At 32.4% G+C, this 22758-nt stretch carries 19 protein-coding genes and 1 pseudogene; 13 read left to right on the top strand and 7 right to left on the bottom strand.

The window, feature by feature from the left end; translation table 11 throughout:
- A pseudogene (locus IJL02_RS00220) lies at positions 1-2580 on the bottom strand (hypothetical protein); the annotation flags it as partial.
- Between the two features lie 462 nt (positions 2581-3042).
- Between IJL02_RS00220 and IJL02_RS00215 the strand changes: the two are divergent.
- Both IJL02_RS00215 and IJL02_RS00210 read left to right on the top strand, forming a co-directional pair.
- Positions 3043-4176 (top strand): adhesin, encoded by a 1134-nt coding sequence (locus tag IJL02_RS00215; protein ID WP_292807924.1) that lies wholly within the window; start codon positions 3043-3045, stop codon positions 4174-4176.
- A 37-nt stretch (positions 4177-4213) separates the two neighbouring features.
- Positions 4214-4897: an MIP family channel protein gene (locus tag IJL02_RS00210; RefSeq protein WP_292807922.1), complete on the top strand. Its 684-nt coding sequence runs from the start codon at positions 4214-4216 to the stop codon at positions 4895-4897.
- A 20-nt stretch (positions 4898-4917) separates the two neighbouring features.
- Here the strand turns inward: IJL02_RS00210 and IJL02_RS00205 are convergent, their stop codons facing one another.
- Positions 4918-5607 carry a nitroreductase family protein gene (locus IJL02_RS00205; RefSeq protein ID WP_292807920.1) on the bottom strand — a complete coding sequence of 230 codons (690 nt, stop codon included), beginning with the start codon at positions 5605-5607 and terminating at the stop codon, positions 4918-4920.
- A 74-nt stretch (positions 5608-5681) separates the two neighbouring features.
- Between IJL02_RS00205 and pyrH the strand changes: the two genes are divergently transcribed.
- The 6 genes from pyrH to IJL02_RS00175 all read left to right on the top strand — a co-directional run bounded on the left by pyrH (position 5682) and on the right by IJL02_RS00175 (position 11620).
- Positions 5682-6359 carry a UMP kinase gene (pyrH, locus tag IJL02_RS00200; RefSeq protein WP_292807918.1) on the top strand — a complete coding sequence of 226 codons (678 nt, stop codon included), beginning with the start codon at positions 5682-5684 and terminating at the stop codon, positions 6357-6359.
- 8 nt (positions 6360-6367) lie between these two features.
- Positions 6368-7156, top strand: a complete 789-nt coding sequence (locus IJL02_RS00195) for a TatD family hydrolase (RefSeq protein WP_292807915.1) — start codon at positions 6368-6370, stop codon at positions 7154-7156.
- An 11-nt stretch (positions 7157-7167) separates the two neighbouring features.
- The gene (locus IJL02_RS00190; protein ID WP_292807913.1) at positions 7168-7359 is read left to right on the top strand and encodes a DUF2116 family Zn-ribbon domain-containing protein; all 192 of its coding nucleotides are present in this window, start codon (positions 7168-7170) and stop codon (positions 7357-7359) included.
- A 7-nt stretch (positions 7360-7366) separates the two neighbouring features.
- Entirely contained in the window at positions 7367-7690 is a 324-nt protein-coding gene (locus IJL02_RS00185) for a YbjQ family protein (protein WP_292807909.1), read from the top strand.
- A gap of 1 nt (position 7691) precedes the next feature.
- Positions 7692-8543 (top strand): hypothetical protein, encoded by an 852-nt coding sequence (locus tag IJL02_RS00180; RefSeq protein WP_292807907.1) that lies wholly within the window; start codon positions 7692-7694, stop codon positions 8541-8543.
- Between the two features lie 257 nt (positions 8544-8800).
- Positions 8801-11620 carry a transglutaminase domain-containing protein gene (locus IJL02_RS00175; protein WP_292807905.1) on the top strand — a complete coding sequence of 940 codons (2820 nt, stop codon included), beginning with the start codon at positions 8801-8803 and terminating at the stop codon, positions 11618-11620.
- Positions 11621-11642: 22 nt separating this feature from the next.
- Here the strand turns inward: IJL02_RS00175 and IJL02_RS00170 are convergent, their stop codons facing one another.
- Positions 11643-12293, bottom strand: coding sequence for a YitT family protein (locus IJL02_RS00170; RefSeq protein WP_292807903.1), 651 nt, complete (start codon positions 12291-12293; stop codon positions 11643-11645).
- Between the two features lie 96 nt (positions 12294-12389).
- On the opposite strand from IJL02_RS00170, the gene IJL02_RS00165 reads away from it, so the two are divergent.
- On the top strand, positions 12390-13586 hold the full coding sequence (locus tag IJL02_RS00165; RefSeq protein WP_292807901.1) for an RNA ligase family protein: 1197 nt from the start codon (positions 12390-12392) through the stop codon (positions 13584-13586).
- Between the two features lie 33 nt (positions 13587-13619).
- Here IJL02_RS00165 and IJL02_RS00160 read toward each other — a convergent pair whose 3' ends face one another.
- Entirely contained in the window at positions 13620-14429 is an 810-nt protein-coding gene (locus tag IJL02_RS00160; RefSeq protein WP_292807899.1) for a sulfite exporter TauE/SafE family protein, read from the bottom strand.
- Positions 14430-14470: 41 nt separating this feature from the next.
- Here IJL02_RS00160 and IJL02_RS00155 point away from each other — a divergent pair, with 41 nt between their 5' ends.
- From IJL02_RS00155 to IJL02_RS00145, 3 genes are all read left to right on the top strand, one after another.
- Complete coding sequence (locus IJL02_RS00155; RefSeq protein ID WP_292807897.1) at positions 14471-15556, top strand: hypothetical protein; 1086 nt, start codon at positions 14471-14473, stop codon at positions 15554-15556.
- A gap of 4 nt (positions 15557-15560) precedes the next feature.
- A complete protein-coding gene (locus IJL02_RS00150; protein ID WP_292807895.1) occupies positions 15561-16451 on the top strand; it encodes a DMT family transporter in 891 nt (296 codons plus the stop codon).
- 466 nt (positions 16452-16917) lie between these two features.
- A complete protein-coding gene (locus IJL02_RS00145) occupies positions 16918-18813 on the top strand; it encodes an MJ1255/VC2487 family glycosyltransferase (protein WP_292807894.1) in 1896 nt (631 codons plus the stop codon).
- Between the two features lie 63 nt (positions 18814-18876).
- Here IJL02_RS00145 and IJL02_RS00140 read toward each other — a convergent pair whose 3' ends face one another.
- The 3 genes from IJL02_RS00140 to IJL02_RS00130 all read right to left on the bottom strand — a co-directional run bounded on the left by IJL02_RS00140 (position 18877) and on the right by IJL02_RS00130 (position 20989).
- The gene (locus tag IJL02_RS00140; RefSeq protein WP_292807893.1) at positions 18877-19848 is read right to left on the bottom strand and encodes a transcription initiation factor IIB; all 972 of its coding nucleotides are present in this window, start codon (positions 19846-19848) and stop codon (positions 18877-18879) included.
- A 5-nt stretch (positions 19849-19853) separates the two neighbouring features.
- A complete protein-coding gene (locus IJL02_RS00135) occupies positions 19854-20141 on the bottom strand; it encodes a Gar1/Naf1 family protein (RefSeq protein ID WP_292807892.1) in 288 nt (95 codons plus the stop codon).
- A gap of 110 nt (positions 20142-20251) precedes the next feature.
- On the bottom strand, positions 20252-20989 hold the full coding sequence (locus tag IJL02_RS00130; RefSeq protein WP_292807890.1) for an RraA family protein: 738 nt from the start codon (positions 20987-20989) through the stop codon (positions 20252-20254).
- A gap of 442 nt (positions 20990-21431) precedes the next feature.
- Here IJL02_RS00130 and dnaG point away from each other — a divergent pair, with 442 nt between their 5' ends.
- The gene (gene dnaG, locus IJL02_RS00125) at positions 21432-22667 is read left to right on the top strand and encodes a DNA primase DnaG (protein WP_292807888.1); all 1236 of its coding nucleotides are present in this window, start codon (positions 21432-21434) and stop codon (positions 22665-22667) included.
- Positions 22668-22758: the final 91 nt, after the last annotated feature.

The following is a 22758-nucleotide window of genomic DNA, read 5'->3' as shown; positions in this document are numbered from 1 at the left end:
ATTGACTCTACAGACAATATTTAATCTGACAACACCACCATTAGTTAAGTTTCCAATATTCCATTTACCTGATTTTTCATCATAATCACCATCAGATTTAACAAAAATCAAAGATTCAGGAAGCAAATCAGAAACTACAACGCCAGTAGCATTATCCGGACCATTATTAGATACTTTAACAGTCCAGCAAACCAAATCATTGAGATTTACAACTGATGCATTTATTGTTTTTTCAACTGCCAAATCACATGCAGGATTAACATTAATGTCCGCCTGATCATAATTGTTGGTTAAATTATAATCATATTCTTTAGCTGTTATATTAACTTTATTTACAATGTTTCCTGTTTTATTTACCTTAGTTTTGATATTGACAACGATTGTTTTGCCAACTTCTAAAAAGTCAAATGTTAAAGTACCAGTTTTATTGTCATATTTTCCTCCAGCATCATCTTCGAGATAAATTAAACCTTCAGGCAATACATCTCTTACAACAACGCCTGTAGCATTACTTGGACCATTATTTACGATGGTTAATGTCCAGACAACCACATCCTCGTAGTTGATTTCTTCAGGAGTGACTAATTTGCGAACTTTATCATCAACCTGAGCAGTGACAGTAAATGTTGTTGTATTGGCAATAGCTTTGTAATAAGTGTCTTCGAAGTGTTTTGCACTAACAAAATACTTTCCAACTTTCAGATTATCCAAGTAATCTTTTACTTCACCAAAACAGTTTGAGTTTAATGTTTTGTTGTAAACCACATCACCATCTTCATGAACCACAGTTAATAAAATGTCCATATTATATTCACGGTCATCCTGATACAAATGCCCATTTGTTGTTGCACCCAAAACAGGATTTTCTCCATCAATTTCAATGGAATTATTATTTGCTGCATTGTATATTGCATTTGAAATATTTAAATCACCATATTTTGCTATATTGTTTCCTCCATGAATAATGGATCTTATTTCTTCACTTTGTCCGTAATAGATATTTTTCGCATAGATTGGCAATGCATAAACCCATGCCTGGTTTTGAGAAAATACATTACTGGTTAATTTTAAACCAGTGCCGTATTTATCATAATAAATAGCACTACCATTTCTTGCAGTATTAAACTTAAATTCGTTATTTTCAATATCCGCTTTTGTACTATTAATATAAATTGCACCACCTAATCCGTCATCAAGTTTATCCTTATCAGGCATTGCTTTATTAGAAATAAATGATGAATCTTTTATAAGAGTTTTATTGCCCTTAATAAATACTGCACCACCATCAATTTCAGCAATATTGCCTTTAAATCTAACATCATCAATATTAACATTAACTGCATTGATGTTTATAGCACCACCAGTACGTGAAGCATTATTGTAATTGAAATCACAGTCTTTAATGTTAACATTTAAACCGTTTACTTGAATAGCACCACCAATCGGAGCCTTATTTCCATCAAAAGTACAGTCTTCAACAGCCAAATCCATTTTATCATACAGATATCCTGTTGACAATGCACCCCCATAAAAATATGCTGTGTTATTTATAAAAGTACAGTTTTTAATTAATCCTGATCCGTGGAATGTTAAAGCACCACCCTGTCCTGCAGAATTATTTACAAAAATACAATTTTTGTACTCAACACCTGAACGTACACAACCTGCACCACCGTGAGCATAATCAGATAACGGATATACGAAATTATTGTAAAATTTACAGTCATGAACATAACCTTTTACTGGAAATTCATCCAAACCTATTTGAATTGCACCACCAAACGGATTTTGAACATTGTTATTGTAATTATAAGCGCCGTTTGAGTCAAATGTACAATTTATAATCCTGGAATTATTTCCAAAAGCAGCAAGTGCCGCTGCACTTTTCAGTGCATGGTTATTTATAAACTTACAGTTTTTAACCAATAAATTCGCTGAAATTTTCGGATCTTTATTTTCTGTATAAATCGCACCCCCATCCAATGCAGTATTCTTTTCAAAAACACAATTTGTCACGTTGACATTTTGTGTCTTAACATGAAGGGCACTGCCTGCACCTGAACGGTAACCATTAATAAACTTTAAATTATTAAAAGTTGAACCTGCAGCAGTCGTATTTACCACAAAAATATGGCACAAACCATTTGCATCCAGAGTTGCACCGGAATTTGATGTAAATGTTAATCTTTTATTTATATATATCTGATCATAGTTATTCGAAGCTTTAAACGTACCTTCCAATCTTATTGTATCTCCATCAACAGCAGACCTCATTTTTTTTCGAATATCATTAAAAGTACCTCCTTCTAATAAATCCAATTGTTTAGCCAAAACTGCGTTGTTTTGACTTGCACCTAAAGAACTAATTTCTTGCATATTTACACTATATAAATCTTCTCGAGAATTTCCCAGTTTATCTTCAACATTTAATCCACTTTCAATTTCACTTACATTATGATTTAAATCAGCAGCATATGTATCATCCATACTTACTCCAAAAGAAGTAAATAATAATACGACAAACAGTAGTGAAATTAAAAAGTGCTTGCTAATAGCTATTTTTTGACTATTTTTAAACATTTAAATCACCTTTTGAGGACGATGATATAACCATTAATTAGCAAAACTATTAACCAGCAATTAAACTTTTTATTTTAGCTTGGATTCGGAAAATAATAATTCTTTATATGTTAAATTTAATTATAACAAATAATTCAAGAGAATGATTGTTTTCAACCACCCAACACAAAATAATTTATATAAAGATTTTGACATGAATTATTCAATTATCCCAATTTAACACGACAAATTAAATTTTTACAAAACTCGATGAAATTTAACTTAAAATAAAAGATAATCTTTTTAAATCCTCAAAAAAGTTATTGAACAACAATATATTTAAATATTTGCTTTAAACAGATTTTAAAATACTAAAATCAAAAAATATTAGATTTGAAAGGAAATTTAATATGATGATATTAAAAAAATATTTTAGTAATAAAGTTGATAATTATATATTAATCAAAGTTAAGGTAAAGAGATATGAAAAAACAAATTGCAATACTATTATTGGCTATATTAATTGTTGCTCCGTTAGTTCAGGATGTAACCGCATCCAAAACTGTTTTTATAACTTCCGACAATATTATAGACCATGATACCGATATAAAAATGTTAAACTCTATAAAAAATTATATAGAGGAAATTAGTGGTGGAGAACTACAGGTTATTGTTGATAATCAGGCCCCCTCTCCCGGAGAAGGTTATCGTGCAATACAGGTAACTAGTGACATAAGTATTTGTTTAGCTGCAGCCGATGCCGGTAATTACTTGCAGTTAGCCGAAACCTCAGCTGGAGGAAATAAACAGATTGTTTTGATAAATACTGGAGATTATGATTTGGAAAACCATAGTAATTACCTTAGAAGAGCATGGGATGACAATTATTCAAATGAAAGCCTTATGGGAATGCACGATCCTGGAACTTTTCTTAAAAATTCCGGAATTTACTATGTTCAACCAATAAAAGAATATCCTGACAATGGGAAAAACGGTTACATTGACAGATATGATGAAGAAATGAACAAACAAATCGCTCAAGAAGTAGTTGACATTGTTAATGGTCATGCAAACGATACAAAGGTTTTAAGTGATAATCTGCTTGTAAAAAATACAATATCACCTGAAGTTATGGCTAATGCAAGTAAAGCTTTAATTTCAAGCAATGATACCGAAATGAATGGCACATACGGAAATTATACTGCAGCACAACTGCTATACCAAACAAGTTCTTACTTAAATGGAAATGGCCTGGACATACCACGTTCATTTGACGGACCAGAAAATCCTATGGGAATTTCATTTTTAGTTAAAGACAAATATTCCATTTATGATTATATGAAAATGGCAGGAATAGTTAGAAATTATATGGATGAAAATGGACAAGCCCCAGACTCAATTGAATATGAAGGAGCCCATATCAGCTATTATGATTTATTATACAATTTTGCAAAAATCACACAAAACCATACTGATTCAAAACACATGGGCTTTAATCAAGAATATGAATTCACTAAAGTAAACGATTCAATATTACTCCACATATTCCCATTCGTTTTAATTCTATTCATATTATTCTTAGCATATTTGGGTTATAAGAAAATAAGAAGATTTTAATAATATAATAAACTTAATTGTATATCGAGGGAAATTTATGAAAAGATATATCTCAGAATTGATTGGAACAATGGTTCTTGTTCTATTCGGTTGTGGAAGTGCAGCCATAGCAGGTTCTTTTTTAGGCAATCTAGGCATTGCATTTGCATTTGGTTTGTCTATAGTCGCTATGGCTTATGTGATTGGAGACATCTCAGGATGTCACATCAACCCTGCTGTTTCTATCGGTATGTGGATTGATGGAAGAATGGAAGCAAAAGACTTAATCATGTATATCGTATTCCAATGTATCGGAGCAATTATAGGTATTGCAATCCTAGCAATAATCATTAATTCAGCAACAGGCCTTGGAGGATATGCAGCAACTGGATTAGGTCAAAACGGATTTGGCACAGCATCAAGTGTTGGATTAAATGTTGTTGGAGCCATAATCGTAGAAATTATCTTAACTTTTGTATTTGTATTTACCGTTTTAGGAGTTACCAAAAAAGCAGAAAACGGAGCTGTTGCAGGTATCGTAATTGGTTTAACACTTGCATTTGTTCATATCATGGGAATTCCATTAACCGGTACTTCAGTTAACCCTGCAAGAAGTTTGGCGCCAGCATTATTCCTCGGTGGTCAAGCATTACAACAAGTATGGGTATTTATCTTAGCACCTATTATCGGTGCAGTAATTGCAGGTCTGTTACACAAAGGTTTAATCACAGAGGATGCTTAAATCCTCTTAACTTATTTTTTTTAAATTTTAAGGCTACCACAATATTTATAGCCTTTAATATCATCCACATCATTTATTTCAAATTTAAAACTATTCTCATTGGCAACATACATATGCGCTAAAGCAATTCCGACATCAATCGGATTCCATTTTTTAAGAAATTGCCTTTTAATAATATTCTGTTTAATTTGAAATACATCAAATCCTTCACCATTAGATTTAAAATACCAAGGCTGTGAATTTACAGCGGAAGGTGCTAATTGTGCAGGTTTTAATCGTTCATCCGAAGAATCAGAAATCTCAGATAATGGTTTTCTTTTAAACTCAGAAATATCCCTTGTCATCTTATCAGATTTTCCGAATGCGATTAGAATTACAAACTCAGGATTTTTAACCTTCAGAGAACCCAATCCAACCCAACAACTTCCAATCCCAATGCTTTGCATGAAAAGAGAAACCTGCTGAAAGACAAAACCCACATTTTCAAGATAATTATCTTTTTTCTCAGAAAAAATAGCTAAATAATATGGAGCTTTCCAACGAGTCTTTAAATTTACTTCATTAACAGTTAAAATTTCGTAATGATACTCTATTTCATTATTTAATGGTTTGACAGTAGATATGAAATCGATAATTGGATTCATATCAATTTCATCATCCAAGTAAACACGACAAGATTTTCTAAGGTAAATCTGATTTTTTAAATCCATATAGAACCACTCTTTTTGACAATTAATTAAAATTTAAATAACATATTATAAATAAATTAATATAAGGTGAATATATGAAAATTGTTGTTGCAATTGGAGGATCAATATTACTCAAAGAATATGATTGTAAAAAATTCCAAGAGTACAGTGAAATCTTAAAGGATTTGGCTTTGGAACACGAATTATTCGTTGTTGTAGGTGGTGGAAAACCTGCAAGAGATTACATTGGTGTTGTTCGTGACTTAGGTGCTGGAGAGGCGCAATGTGACGATATTGGAATTGAAGTAACAAGAATTAATGCTAAATTATTATTATCTGCACTTGGAGATGCAGCTTATCAGAGAGTTCCTCATAACTTCCAGGAAGCTTTAGAATTCTCAGCAAGCGGAAAAATTATTGTTATGGGTGGAACTGAACCTGCACACAGTACTGATGCAGTTTCTGCAATTTTAGCAGAATACATAAATGCAGACAAACTCATTAATTTAACTTCTGTTGATGGAATGTATACCAAAGATCCAAATAAATTTGATGATGCTGAACTTGTTCCAGAAATAACCGCAACCGATTTACTCGAATTTTTAAGTGGTAAAGACGTAAAAGCAGGTACTTATGAATTCTTTGACACCACTGCAGTTCAGATGATTAAAAGGTCAAACTTAGAAACCGTAATTACAAACGGTTTCGAACCTGAAAATTTAATTAAAGCTGTAAACGGAGAAAGCATCGGAACCAGAGTCATTAACGAATAGGTGAGAAAGTGGAAGGACTTATTGATATCGGTTTGAATTTGATGCACTCTTCATTTAGAAAAGACCGTTTAGAGATAATTGAAGATGCAAAAAAAGCCGGAGTATCTCAGTTCATCATTACCGGAACCAATGTGCATTCAAGCCAGATTGCAGCAGAATATGCATCCAAATATCCTGGAGTGTTATTTTCCACATCAGGAGTACACCCTCATGATGCAAAAACCTGTAATGGACATACTCCTTTTGAACTGGAAAAAATTGCTCAAAACAAAAGTGTTGTGGCCATCGGTGAATGCGGTCTTGATTATAACAGAAACTTTTCACCACCAACCCTTCAGAGGAAATGGTTTGAAGCACAGGTGGAACTTGCAGAAAAATTAGACATGCCTCTGTTTTTGCATGAGCGAGAAGCGCATAAAGATTTATTTGACATTTTAAAAAGACATGATAACGTTGTTGAAAAATCTGTTGTTCACTGTTTTACAGGGACAAAACAGGAAGCTCAAAACTACATTGATTTGGGATGTTACATTGGAGTTACCGGATGGATTTGTGATATGAAACGTGGACGAGACCTGCAGGAGGCAGTTAGCGTAATTCCACCTGAAAAACTCATGATTGAAACTGACGCTCCATTCCTGATACCAAAAAATTTTGATAAAAAACCTAAGAAAAATAGAAATGAACCAAAATATTTACCTCACATCATCAATACAATTGCACTCTGCATGGGCATGGATGCAGAAGAACTTGCAAATCAAGTTAATAAGAATACTAAAGAATTTTTTAAAATATAGGAGATGAAAAAATGGCAGTAGAACCTCACAAACATTGTCCAATTTGTGGAACACCAATACCTTTAAACGAACTTGTATGCTCACCAGATTGTCAGAAAGTCTGGGATGCGAGACTTGCTCAAACAAAAAGGTCCAGATTGATATTATACGTAGTAATTGCAATATTTTTAATTATTTGGGCTGTGATGACATTTTTAAAATAGGGATAAAATGATTTTAACCTCTGCAAATACATTGGAATCAAAGAAAATAATAGATTATAAAGGATTAGTTACTGGAGAGTCATTAATCGGTTCAAATATCTATAAAGACTTATTTTCAGGTGTTCGCGATGTTGTAGTGGGAAGAACATCCCAATATGAAGAAGAACTTCAAAAAGCCAGAGACATTGCTCTTAAAAGTATGGAAGAAAAAGCTGAAAGTTTAGATGCCAATGCAATTATAGGCCTTAAAATTTCTTATGACAACCTCGGCGGAACAATGGGAAATACAATCCTTGTAACTGCATATGGGACCGCCGTCAGATATGAATAATATGAATTTTAGAGAACGTGAAGTAAAACTTGCATACATCAGAGAAGCAATAGGCTGCATTGCTTTTGGTACGGCCATAGGTCTTGGAGTGTATATATTCTTTTTACACTTCGACATCGATATTTTAGGATGGAATTTAGGATTATTATTTGCTCCATTGGCTGCAGGATACGCCGAAACATATATGGCAAATAAAATTATTGGAGAGGATATTGGAGCAATTAGCGCATTTATCCTTTTCCTAGATACTGTCTTTTATAGTTTTATTTTGAAAAATCCGACATTAGGTGTTAATATCATCACAATCGGATCAATAGCTATAATATTACAGGCAGCATTTCCTACATTAATAAATTATATCTTCTTAGTTGGAGGATTGGGAATTCTTTCTTACCTTTTAGGAATTTTTAAACGAATTACAAGTTACGTTTACAACAAGTTTGAATATATCTATTATAAATATCTTACCGACAATGCACATGTAGTGGAAGTTCAGAGTGTAAAAATATTCGATGAAACTGAAAGTAACAAAAGAATTAACAGCCAAAAGTTCTATTATATAACAAGTACAGACGTTTTGGATAAAAAAATAGTCAATCTAGGCCAATTTCATGCAACTGTAACCATTGAAAAGGATAAACGGCTAATACACACCGACCAGAAAAAAGTTGAAATGGTAACATTGGGCAATATCAAAGAAGCAAAAGACGATTGCTTAATTGAATTAGCTGAAACTATAAAATCCGCCGGAGGAAATGGAGTTATAGATTTAGAAATTGAATACGGTCTAATTGGACTTGGTGGAGACCGTTATAGAATAAGTACAATGGGTATGGGCGTTTATTTAGAATAAACCAAATAAATTTATCATCATTTAGAAAAAACATGAAGATAACAATTTTAACCTAAAATTAAAAAAAATCTATTTCTTTAAAAAAATATAAAATTAAATTCGATTAATTTTTTAAAAAAAATCATGAAAAATGTATGAAAATATGTTTTTTCAACATTAAAGTTGTAAAAACATTTATATAACGATTTAAATATATATTTATCCACTCATTATGAAATATTAATAAAAATTTTTACATATTCCAAAAAATTCTCATAATGAGAAACAAAGAAGGTGTAAATATTTCGGTAAAAAAAACAGCATTACTTATTTCTGTTGTTTTAATGTTCTTTTTATTAATCGGAACCATTAGTGCAGCGGAATTATATAATGTTACAAGTACAGACAACACAAATTCAAATGTTAATAAATTAGCATCAGAAAATTTAGAAAACACTGTGTTGGAGTCAAATTTAGCTGATACAAATCCAGAAAAAGTGTTAACTAGCGAAAACAACAACGAAAAATTACAAGATAATGCTACTGTCAAAGACAGCACAACCATATCTGTAAATAGTCCTCGTTATTCACAGTCAAACACCGTATGGAAAATTGTTTTAAAAGACAGTAAAGGAAACTTATTAGAGAATAAAACCGTTACTTTTAAAGTAAATAGCAAAACATATTCATCCATTACAAGAAGCAATGGTGCGGCCTATGTGACTACTCCCTCATTAACAGGAAGTCAGTCTGTCAGTGCCACATTCAATGGAGATGATTCATTTACAAAATCTTCATTTTCCGGAAAAGTATCAGTTTTATCATCAATCGCCAACAGAAAGAACATGGTGAAAACCTATGGATCTGTAGAATACTTTACTGCAACATTTTGGAAGGACAATGCGAGACTGGCAAATACAAATGTCAAGTTTACCGTTGTGGGAAAAACATATACTGTTAAAACAGACTCACAGGGCGTTGGTAAATTAGCCATAAATCTCAATCCTGGAAAATATACTATAAAATTATATAATCCATATTCCAAAGAAACAACTTCAAACACAATAACTGTCAATAAGGACAGTTCTAAAATTACTGGAGCTAAAAACACATACATACTTACTAAAACAAAGTATCCTTATTCTATTACTTTAAAATCTGGACAAGGCGATGCGATTAAAGATGCAAAAATATATTTCAGATATAACTCAAAGCAAGTAACCGCTACAACTGATGCGAACGGGAAAGCAACTATAACTATTCCCGCTCTTTCTAAAGGTACTTACACTTTAAGTTATCAATATAATGGAAATAAAAAATATAATCCATTGTCCGGTTCAAAAAAATTGTATGTGCAGGATTCAACAACAACATTAAAGTCAAGTACTTTGAAAATGCAATATAATGATGGATCTAAGTTTTCTGTAAGGGCAACTGACTCTAAAGGAAAAGCTTTGACTAATAAAAATATCAAATTTACTTTAAATGGAAAAACTACAACTGCAACCACAAACAGCAATGGTGTAGCAGAATTGGCTGTAGGTGATTTGAAGCCTAACACATACACAGTTATGTTTTCATATTCCAGTGAAGGTTTAAGTGATTATAACGTTCAAACAAATTCAATTGTCATTTCTAAACAAACTGTTAGTCTAACTGCAGAGGATTTAGTAATGAAATATAATGATGGTTCCTCTTTCAAGGTAAACGTTAAAAATAAGACCGGAGCTAATCTTAAAAATATAAATGTTGTATTAACACTTAACGGAAAAACTTCTACTGTAACTACTGATGCCAACGGTGATGCAAAATTAGCTATCAGTGAAAATATTGGATATTATACAGTGACTGCAGAAATTGTCAATCATGCGTTATATACATCATCCAAATTAACAAAACATATATTGGTTAATGGAACAAAATTCGTTGCAAGTGATTTGACAATACCTACAAATACAAATAGTGAATTTTCAGTAAAATTGATTGATGGTCAAGGAAATCCTGTAAAAAATAAAAATGTTAAATTTACATTCAATAGTAAAACCCAAACAGTTAAAACCGGTACTGACGGTATTGCAAAACTTGCCATAACAGGATTGGCAAAAGGAACTTACGAAATAACATATACTGATGGAACAGCTACAGGTTCTTCAAAAATTAACAGTATAGATAAAGTTACATTAAAAGAGGTAATTACTGCTTCACAAAACGTGAAAAAGTATATTGAATCCAATAATGAATTACCTGCTACAGTTACAATCGGTGGAACAACATATTCCACTGCAGTATATTTATACTTGGCATCACAAGCAATAATTAACTTAAAAAGTAATTCTAAAGCTGATATTACTGTCAAACAAGTAAGCAATCCTACCAGTCCAAAAGAAGCTGTTAATTTAGGTAATTTATATGATTACCTTTCAGTTGCAAAAAGTGTTGTAAGTACTGCAAATTCAAAAGGAATAATGCCTGATTCAGTGAGTTCAAATCTTGGAGCAATAGGATATAACGGTTTAGTTTATGCTACAGCACGTGTTGTTGCATTTTATGATGACTATTCCATTATGCCAAATTATGTTACTATTAAGACATACGGCTCCTCCAGTTCCACTTCATCTTTAAATACAAAGAACACTATAACTGACTTGAAACCTTATTTGGCAGCTTCAACTAACTGTCAAGTAGGCAATAGCCAAATTAAATCAGTTGTAGATTCACTTATTTCCGGTTTAACAAGTGATACTGCTAAGGCAAAAGCAATTTATAACTATGTACGTGATAAAGTAAGTTACAGTTTCTATTATAACACCAAATATGGTGCTGTCGGCACTTTAAATTCAAAAACAGGTAATTGTGTTGACCAAGCTCATTTATTGATTGCTATGTATAGAACTGCAGGCCTTGCAGCAAGATACGTTCACGGAACTTGTGTATTTTCAAGTGGAAGCACATATGGTCACGTTTGGGCTCAAGTGCTAATCGGCGACACATGGACTGTTGCAGATCCAACAAGTACAAGAAATTCATTTGGAAATGTGGTTAATTGGAATAATTATAATTACCAGCTTAAAGGTTATTATCCAAGCATTGCATTCTAATTAACTTCTTTTTTTCTTTTTTTTAACCCTCGTTTTTTAAATCAACTTCTTTTCCAGTCAATATAGTGTGAATTTTAACTATATATTTCAAGGTTATACCAACAAAAATAGCTGAAATTATTGTACATAAACCAACACTGCCAAAAGAATGAACAAATATCAGACAAGTTATAGCTGAAATAACGACCATAGTAATATCAAACCACACTTTTACCTTAGGAAATGGTTTTTCAAATACAATGGAAACCGCTTGCATCACCCCTTCACCTGCAAGAGGTATTAAATTTGCAGGCAAGTATAAAAAGATTCCAAAAGCAATTACAAACACACTAATAATCATGTAAACAATTGAAATCAAAAAGCTTCCGGATTCTGGGATGAAAGATAACAGATACACTGAAAAACTGGTAAAATACCCAAATATTATTCCTACAAAAACCTGTGCAAAGTTTTCCCATCCGAATTTATTCTTCAAAAGAATGAATTGAATTAAAACTAAAATACAATGAAAAATAATAGTTGCAAATCCTATTTCAATGCCCCAAATAACTGTCATAGTATAAGGAATTGTACTTACAGGAGATATGCCCATATTCGATTTGATTGAAAACGCAATCCCCAAAGTCATAATAAATAGACCAACTAAATATGAAACAATGCTTTTAATCCTCATAATCAATACTATTAATAACTCTAAACTTTAATATAAATCTAGTGATAAGTTACTTGAACAAGGTTAATAGAAATATTATTACAGCAAGGTGGAAAAATGATTATCGATGGAAAGCGTTCCTTAGCACATGTTGAAAAAGTAGCATGGGTTAAACCGATTGAAGGTGCTGACAATATTGAACTTGTCGGAGTTCTTGGATGGGTTTGTATTGCTAAAATTGGGGAATTCAAGGAAGGTGACCATTGCGTATATATTGAAATTGACTCCAAAGTCCCTGAAAAGGAATGGTCGGAATTTCTCAGAAAAAAACACTTTAAAATTAAAACTATGAAGTTAGGAAAGTTCAATGTAATCTCACAGGGAATTGCACTTCCTGTTGACATTTTTGATGTGGATATCCCAGAACAGGAAGGAACCGATGTGACTGAATTACTTGAAATCAAATATTCAAATCCTGATGATCAGAGGCGTAAAAGTGATGGTCAAAATGAACTTAAAGTGGGATTAAACGACATATTTGAAAATTCCTGGGCAAAATGGTTAATGAAACGGCAATGGGGAGAAGACCTAATGTTTTACGTTTTTGGAACTCCTAAAGATGTTAGTAAACGTTTCCCTACCAAATTTAAATACATTTCAAAAACAGAACCTGAACGCTGCGAAAACATACCATCAATTTTAGATGATAAGGCCCCATTTATCAGAACACAGAAATGTGACGGCACATCAGCGACATACATCCTTGAGAAAACAAAATCAGGTTTTTTAAAATCAGAATATGAATTTTACGTATGTTCCAGAAATATGAGAATATTTCCGAAAGATGAAGATCCGTTAGTTGACTCAAGCGATTACTACTGGGAAATGGCTGAAAAATACGAAATTGAAGAGAAGCTTGAGGATTACCTTAAACAGAACAAGGACTGCGAATATGTCTGCTGGCAAGGTGAAATTTGCGGACCAAAAATCCAAGGAAACCCTCAGAAATTAACAGAAAATCATCTATTCTGTTTCCAAATGATTGACAGTGAAAAGGGAGTATTTGATATTCGGGAAGCTAAAAGATATTGGGACGAATATGAAATGGAAAGCGTTCCAATAGAAAGTATGGCATACCTCCTTCCAAATGATTTCGAAGCATTTAAAAATACTGCAGATGGAAATTACGATTCAAGCGTATGTGAAGGCCAAACTGACTGCCCCAGAGAAGGTTGGGTTTACTACAAAACAACCGATCCAAGTTTCAGTTTCAAAAACATTTCAAGAAATTATCTTATTAAAAAAGGAGAATAATATTTTTGGGTAGTTTTCTGCTCAATTTTCATTTCAAGGAAGAACTCCCAACATTTTCAATGCCATATAGAGAACCAAAATTGAAAATACTATTTTTAATTTCTTTTGAGGAACTTTATGTGCCATTTTCGCACCAAATGATGCTAGCGGAACTGAAAAGCAAGCAATTAAAATAAAATTAATTATACTGACATATCCTATTGAATATGGAAATGTTGAAACTCCCCATCCGGATACAACATAAGATAAAAATCCGCCAACAGCAGTTAGGCAGATAAAAACAGAAGATGTTCCGATAGCTTCGATTAATGAAAAACCTAAAAGTGCTGTAAGAATAGCTATTAAAAATACTCCTCCACCAACACCTAAAAGACCTGATGAGAAACCAACTAAAAGACCTATAATTCCAGTTGTAAGCAAATTAAAAGGAATTCGGGCATCTTCTCTTTCTTTGTTAATATCAACAATATTTTTAACAGTTATGAAAAGTAAAAGACATCCGAAAATTATTTCCAGGATTCTTGAAGGAAGACCGGACGCTACAAATCCGCCAATAGCTCCACCGATAATGCCGAAAATACCTAACTGAATTCCAGGTTTTAATATTCCATCCATTGTTCTCGTGTGTCTGTAAGCACCACTCATTGATGTTGGAATAATAATTGCAAGGCTTGTGCCGAGTGATATTAACATTGCCAAATCAGGATTAACTCCAATGTATTTAAGTAAGAAGTATTGAAGCGGAACTATTAAAAATCCTCCACCCACACCTAAAAGACCTGAAGCAAACCCTGCACAAATACCGATTAATATCAAACCTATGAAATATTCAATTGGGAACATAAACATCATTTATTTAAAGTATTAATATTAAATTATTGTTAATGAAAGTTAATAAAACTATCTTGATTGGGATTATATTCATACTCTTTTCTGGAGTAATATTTATAACTGACATATTCAATCCAATCATAAGACCGATTACATATCTATTTTTAATGGGATCCTCAAAAGGAAAGGACATTATCTTTTTTGGATTGTTGGGACTGTTTTTAATATTATCACAGCTAATTAAAAAGGATATTGACACTACCAAATATCTGAAAATTTCGATTGTGATTGGTTCTGTGACATTAGCTTTAGGAATATTTTTAGAGGTATTGTTCAGGCTCCAGATGGGCATCAAACTTAACACTATTTTTGCCTCTATGACTAACTCAATGAGCACTACAAGCATTTTGCATACTCACCTGTTAAAGTCCATTTTAGGAGAGGTTCTAACCCAGATAATTGGACCATTCATACAAAGTGATATTAACACAGGAGTTGGTCTATATCAGTATCTTCCAACTTTCAGTTTTTTAGTGATTTTATTAATTCCGATACTGTTCATAACCATTGTTCTTGCAAGCCAGAATCGTCCATGGTTTACAAACTTTTTACTGGCATTCTTTTCAAGTTGCCTGATTATCGGAATTATTGACGGAGGAATGTTTGCAACACCATCCTATGTGGGATTATTCGGACTTTATCTAGTTTATAGAAATGGTTTCTATCTTAATTATATCATTGGAAAAATATTTGGAAGCGAAAAGTTGCTTAGTGAAAACGGAAAAATCCAACCAGTTTACCGTAATCGTGACTTTAGCGAAATAAGATACATATTTAATCGTTTCTTAATATATTTTGTTCTAATTGCTTTCATAGCCCTACGATTTACAGTAGCTTTTGCAGGAGCCGAACCTGATTATTACACAGTCGATGTAGTGAACCCAACCGGAGACATTGATCTTGGAAACATAAGCATTGAAGCTGTTAATTATGAAAACCATACAAATTTAAATAAAACCACATATAAAATTGACCCGTCATACAATGAAATGGCACTTTTAAACGATTTAATGACTCCTTTAAATAATTCGTGCGAGTACTATACTGTCTCCTGGAATATTTATTCATATTTGAACTGATATCATGAGAAAAATCTATTTAATTTTGCCAATCCTTGCAGGGATGATGTTTGGATCAAGCGGAATATTTGTCCGTACATTAACCCAGAATGGAATTGATGCAACAACACTTTTATTTTTAAGATTTTCAATAGCTGTCCTACCCATATTGATAGCAATAATTTTAACAGATACAAAACTCTTTAAAATAGATTTATCAGACATTCCACTATTTTTAGCCTGTGCAATATGCATAATTGGACTTAATTTATGTTACAATGAATCAATGAATACAATTCCATTGTCTCTTGCAGCAGTGCTGTTATCATTGGCCCCAATTTTTGTATTGATATTTGCATATATATTCTTTAGAGAAAAAATCACTTCCAAAAAATTGGCTTGTATGCTATTGGCTATTTTCGGATGCTTGCTTATGACAGGAGTTTTAGAAGACAGTCTGACATCAATACCATTATTTGGAATATTTTCCGGAATTGGTGCTGGCCTATTTTGGGCAATCTATCTGATGGCTTCCAAAAAATCAATTGAGAATGGAAATCATACATACACCATCCTGATTTATTCAGTTATTTTTATTACACTTGCATTAATCCCATTTACCAATTTCGGCCAAATTACTGAATTTATTTCAAACAATCCAACATTAACAATATTATTTTTAATTTTACATTCCACACTCTCGTTTGCCCTGCCATATATCCTTTCAACTTTAAGCTTGAAGTATATTGACTCAGGAGTATCTTCAATATTGCTTTCAGGAGCAGAACCCTTTGCTGCATTAATATTTGGATTTTTAATATACTCAGAAGTTCCAACAATGTTAATGTTTTGCGGTTTTGTCATCACAATTATAGCAATGATGATGCTGTCTAGAAAAAAAGGCAGTGAAAATTAATTCTATAACTAAAAGAGAGAGGTGCATTTCAACTGTAAATGCTTCAAAACCAACAACATCACAAATAACTATTAATTTATTCCTAAATATAAATTTAATCAACAATAACTTTTAAATTCTTAAAATAAAAATAATAACATTCTAAAATAAGAATTATGTTAAAAATCTTGATTTACTAGGTATTACTTTTCATACAGTAACTAACCCATTTATACTAAAAACAAATATAGAATACCTAAAGATATTTTTTAAAATAAATTTAGAAGAACAATTACAATTTTTAAATTTAGAGAAATCTATTACCTTCAACTATCAAATTAAGATTTTTTCAAAAATGGGGAAAAACTTGTTAAAAAATGTTATCTTGGAAAAAAATTTCATCCTAGATAATTGGAAAAAAGACTCCAAATTGAAAATCTGGCATTTTTCAAAAAGATTTATTAGTTTAAAAAATAAATTTTAAACCATGATTTTCAGCATTATCATTCCTACATATAATGAAGAGGAATACCTTCCTGTTTTACTTGAAAGTATTAAAAACCAGGATTTTGATGACTATGAAATTATTGTAGCCGATGCAAACTCCAAAGATAAAACCAGAGAAATTGCAGAGGAATATGGGTGCGTAGTTGTTGAAGGAGGTCTTCCGGCCGTAGGTAGGAATAATGGTGCAAAGGTTGCAAAAGGAGACTATTTATTATTCTTGGATTCTGATTTAAAGCTTACTGAAGACTATTTAAGAAATGTATTGTATGAATTCAGAATGGAAAAACTGGGAATAGCCATTACTCAAATGGAACCCATGTCAAATAAAGTAGAAGATAAATTATTCCACGATTTTGCCAATTATTTCATGATAGGCGTTGAAAAGATTAAACCGCATGGTGCAGGATGTTATGGAATAATATCCAGAAGAGAACTTCACGAGGAATGTAATGGATTTGATGAATCACTAACATTTGGAGAAGATACTGATTATATTGAAAGATTAGCTAAAAAAGAACCATTTAGAGTACTTAGAAATGCTAAAATTGGTGTTTCCACAAGACGTCTTGAAGAAGAAGGAATTGAAACATTAATCCGACAATATGGAAAAAGTACCGTAAATGATTTTTTAGGAAAAAGAACCGATGCAGGCGAACTTGATTATAATTTCGATCATGGAAAAGAAAGACTTACAAAATCAAGATTTGAAAATTTGGAAAAAAGAACAGAACAGATTAATGAAATTAAAGATAACTATGACAATACCCGAAACAGAATCAATGCCATCCGAACCAGCGTGAAATCCCAGCATCGCCGAAGAAATAAAAAAATAGTATTTTACTGTGTTTGCGGAGAAGGTATGGGCCATGCAATAAGAACAGGAGTAATTGTTGATAGAATTAAGGACAAATATGATGTTTATCTATTCTCAAGCGACAGAGCATATGAATATTTAAAATCAAAATTTGATAACGTTTATGAAATCGGCGGATTTAATACAGTATACATCAATAATAAAGTTAACAACTTAAAAACACTTTCCGAGGCCATTAAAAGAAATCCTACTAACATTAAAGTGGGATATGAAAATCTCTATAAAAAAGCAAGGCAGCTGAAACCTGACGTTATTGTCACTGATTTTGAAATCTATGCAACAATGGTTTCAAAGCTTAGAGATATACCTCTCATCAGTTTAGATAATATCCATATGATTACGCAGACAAAAATAGATTATCCGAAAGATCAAATTGGAGAGATGCTTAAAGCTAAAGGAGTTATTAAAACATATGTTGTTAATCCCAAAATACATATTTTAACCAGCTTCTTTTATCCGAAAATAAAACCTAGAAAGCATGCTGTGATTTATCCTCCAATTATCCGTGAAGACATCCTGAAACTAAAACCACGTAAAGGAAAACATATTGTTGTATATCAGACAAGCCGTGAAAGTGAAAGACTAGTCCGTAAACTTAAAGCACTTAAAAATGAGCAGTTTATTGTCTATGGATTTAATAAAGATGAACTTGACGGCAATTTAACTTACAAAAGTTTTAACGAAGATGAATTCTATGATGATTTGGCCTCTGCAAAAGCAGTAATCTGCAATGGAGGATTTACTTTTATTTCAGAAGCAATACATCTTAAAAAACCGATTTATTCCGTTCCAGCCATTGGAAACTTCGAACAAACATTAAACGGATTTTATGTACAAAAGTTAGGTTACGGAGAATATCATAAAGTCATGAGCGCTAAAAGAGTAGCAAACTTCTTGAAAAGACTTCCAAAATATCAAACAAAATTAAATAAAGTTAAAAAGACCAATAACGATGGAATTGTTCGGGAACTTATTTACAGAATTGAAAAATATTCTCTCTAAATTTTAAAAAAAATAAAAAATGATGATTAATCAAGAATTCTCTTAATTAATCAAAAGGGGAAACTATAAAGTTACACCCATTTCTAATTGTTCGGTTAGTTCTTTGTACCTGTTACGAATAGTAACTTCAGTTACTCCTGCAATATCTGCAACATCCCTTTGTGTTTTTCTCTCACCAAGTAAAACAGATGCGATGTATAATGCAGCTGCAGCTACACCAGTAGGACCTCTACCTGAAGTTAATCCTTTTTCCATTGCTTTTTCAATAATCTCAATAGCTTTGGATTGTGCTTCACCAGAAAGTCCGAGTTCAGATGCAAATCTAGGAACATAATCTACTGGGGAAGTTGGTGGTAATTTAATATTTAATTCACGAGTCAAGAACCTGTATGTTCTTCCAACTTCTTTTTTTGTAACTCTTGATACTTCAGCGATTTCATCTAAAGTACGCGGTACATTACAACGTCTGCATGCGGCATACAATGAAGCTGCCACAACACCTTCAATACTTCTTCCTCTGATTAATTTATTGTCCACAGCACTTCTGTAAACAACGGATGCTGCTTCCCTTACAGATCTTGGAAGACCTAATCTTGAAGAGTCACGGTCAAGCTCGCTTAATGCAAATGCAAGATTTCTTTCTGTAGCACCTGAAATCCTGATTTTTCTTTGCCATTTTCTTAATCTGTACCATTGAGCTCTGTTTCTTGCAGGAATATCACGACCATAGATATCTTTGTTTCTCCAATCAATCATAGTACTTAAACCTTTATCGTGAATGGTGTAAGTGATTGGAGCTCCGACTCTTGTACGTTTATCTCTTTGTTCATGGTCAAATGCCCTCCATTCAGGACCCATATCAACAAGATTTTCATCGATGACTAATCCACAACGGGCACATACAACTTCAGCCCTTTCATAATCACCAATCAACTCAGTAGAACCACATTCAGGACATACTGTCTGTTTGTCTTGTGCATAAGAATCATTTTGTGTTTCTTCTAGTCTTGTTTTTCTACGTCCTCTTCTTGGCATTTCTTCTACTTTTTGTGTCGTGTTCTCATCCTCCTTTTTCTAGACTTTTTGGATTTTGGTTTCGATACAAACAGTTTTTCACCACAGTTTTTCTCAATTTCATTTCTATTCGCAGATTTGAATAGGCGAATAGAAACATAGGGCTTCTTTGTTGGCCCGAATACATAGCCGACCTTACCAATCTTATTCTTTTTACTATCAAAAACGATTGCACCTGGTGAGGGTGTTTTATCAGACCGGGCTATTAATTTTCCAGAGTTTGCTATATGCAAACTGTTACCTAAAAATTTCATAAAATCAAACTTAAAATCAAATCTGTATCATTTATATAATTAGAAATAGGTTATATATAAAGGTATCGATATATTTATATATAAATATTGATTTCTATTTAAATGTTTTTCTATTTGAGTCCGACGATTTCTGCCAAGGTTTTACCACAATTTATGTCCTCAATAATACCTGCTTCTTTTATCTTAACGGCCAATGTGGCCACCATGGTTTTGGCAAATAACTCCTTAGGAATTATAACAATTCCTGATTCATCACCGAAAAAGAAGTCTCCCGGATTGATAATTACATCTTCAACTTCAATAGTTTCATTTAAAGTGCCTAAACCTAAAGGAGATCCTGCATTCGGACAGAAATTACTTGCAAAAACAGGATAATCCATATACAGTAATGCATCCAAGTCTCTGGCAGAACCATAGATTACAGTCGCTTTAATGCCATTATCTCTTGCACAGCTTGAAGCCAGTTCGCCCCAAATGGCTTTTTCTTCACCATCAACCTTAAAAAATAAGATGTCTCCAGGTTCGGCATTGTCGATAGCCTGCGCTGATGTGCCCCAATCATCACATGCAGTTTTCGCAGTGAAAATTTTTCCCCAAACTTTCTGGTTATTTACGGGTTTGATATTTTGAATAGTGCCGGATCTTGAAGAAATTCCCTTATACGCATCAGAGATTTGACATGAAGATACATTTTCAAGAAGAGAATTTAAATTAATATATTCAGCATAATTTTTGCCGTTGAACCTTAAATCGTCAATGGTTACATCATCAACTTTAATTTTCTCAACAGCGACCCGTTTGTTTAGATTTTTATTTTTATTTAAAACATCTTTTGGACTTAATGACATAAACTCAACACCAACAATAATTATATTATAGTTATACATGATATTATTAAAATCTATTCAAATCATATAACACAGTTTATATATTAGTTTTTATAAAATTAATAATTGTAGTATTAGATAAAATACTTAATATTATTATATGCTCATAGAGTTTATTACATTTCATTATTACAAATTATTATTAATTTAATTCAAAGACAGGAGAAAATCAATTATTAAGGCAAAATAAATGTTTAAAAGTTTATAAATTTACAATAAAACAAATTTAATTAGAAAATATTAGATAACCTTAATAGTAATTCTCCGAATGTATTAACTCTTTTTAGTGTATAAAATATTAGACTGTTAAATAAGTTTATCGTATAATTTATGCACATTTACTAAAATCATTTAGATATTACATAAATTATCCCGATTAAATTAAGCTTTAGGAGGCTTAAAAATGGGAAAAGGTGAAGAATTAACAACAACAAAATATTTAATCCATGCTCAAATTACAGCTAATGGAATTGTTGAGAAACCTGATGTTGTTGGTGCAGTATTCGGACAAACCGAAGGTTTACTCAGTAACGATTTAGACTTAAGAGAGCTTCAACGTACTGGAAGAATAGGCAGAATTCAAGTTAATATCCACTCCAACAGCGGAAGGGCAAAAGGTGAAATCGTCATTCCGTCCAGTTTAGACAGAGTTGAAACCGCCATTCTCGCAGCATCTCTCGAAACAATTAATAGAGTAGGACCTTGCGAAGCTGAAATCCAAACTTTAAAAGTTGAGGACGTAAGGGCCGTTAAAAGAGAACAAGTTGTAAACCGTGCAAAAGAAATTTATAAAAACATGGTTGAAAGCGTCGGTCCAGCCAGCATGAAAATGATTGAAGAAGTTAGAGAAGCAATGAGAGTTCATGAAATCTCTGAATATGGTGATGATCGTTTACCTGCAGGTCCTAGTATCCACACCTCTGATGCAATCATTGTTGTGGAAGGACGCAGTGATGTATTAAACTTACTTAAATATGGAATTAAAAACACTGTAGCTGTTGAAGGAGTGAGTGTTCCTAAGTCTATTGGTGAATTAAGTAAAAAAAGAACCACAACTGCTTTTGTTGATGGAGACAGAGGTGGAGAGTTAATTTTAAAAGAACTCCTGCAGATTGGAGAAGTTGACTATATTACCCGTGCACCAAAAGGAAAAGAAGTGGAAGACTTAGAAAAAGACGAAGTATTAATTGCACTTAGAGACAAAGTTCCTACAACACAATTTTTAGCAACAAATAATATTTTCTCTGAAAACAATAAAAAAGATAACAGAAGACACGACAGACGTCATAAAAAGCAACACAACAAATACTCCAAACGTGAAGAACCACACGCACAAGAACCGGTAATCGAAGATGATGAAGTAACCTTAATGAAAGACATGCTTAAAGAATTTGAAGGTACCGGTAGCGGAGCTATTTTAGATGAAGCATTAAATATGACTAAAGAAGTGGAAGTGGAAGAAATCTATGAAGAAATTAAAAACATAGATGGAACTGCCGAAGCAGTTATCTTTGATGGTGTTATCAGCCAAAGATTAGTTGATGTTGCATCACAAAAAGGTATTAAAAAATTAGTTGCAGTCAACTCAGTTAATATCGTTAAAAAACCAAACAACATACAATTAATTACAACTGACTAATGAGAATAAATTATTCTCATTCATATTTTTTATTTGAAAACATAACACTAAAATAATATAATGAATAAATATTATATAGGATTCGGAAATT

The sequence above is a fragment of the Methanobrevibacter sp. genome (assembly GCF_017427765.1).
Lineage (GTDB): Archaea > Methanobacteriota > Methanobacteria > Methanobacteriales > Methanobacteriaceae > Methanocatella.
This window is presented reverse-complemented; position numbering and strand designations above follow the sequence as displayed.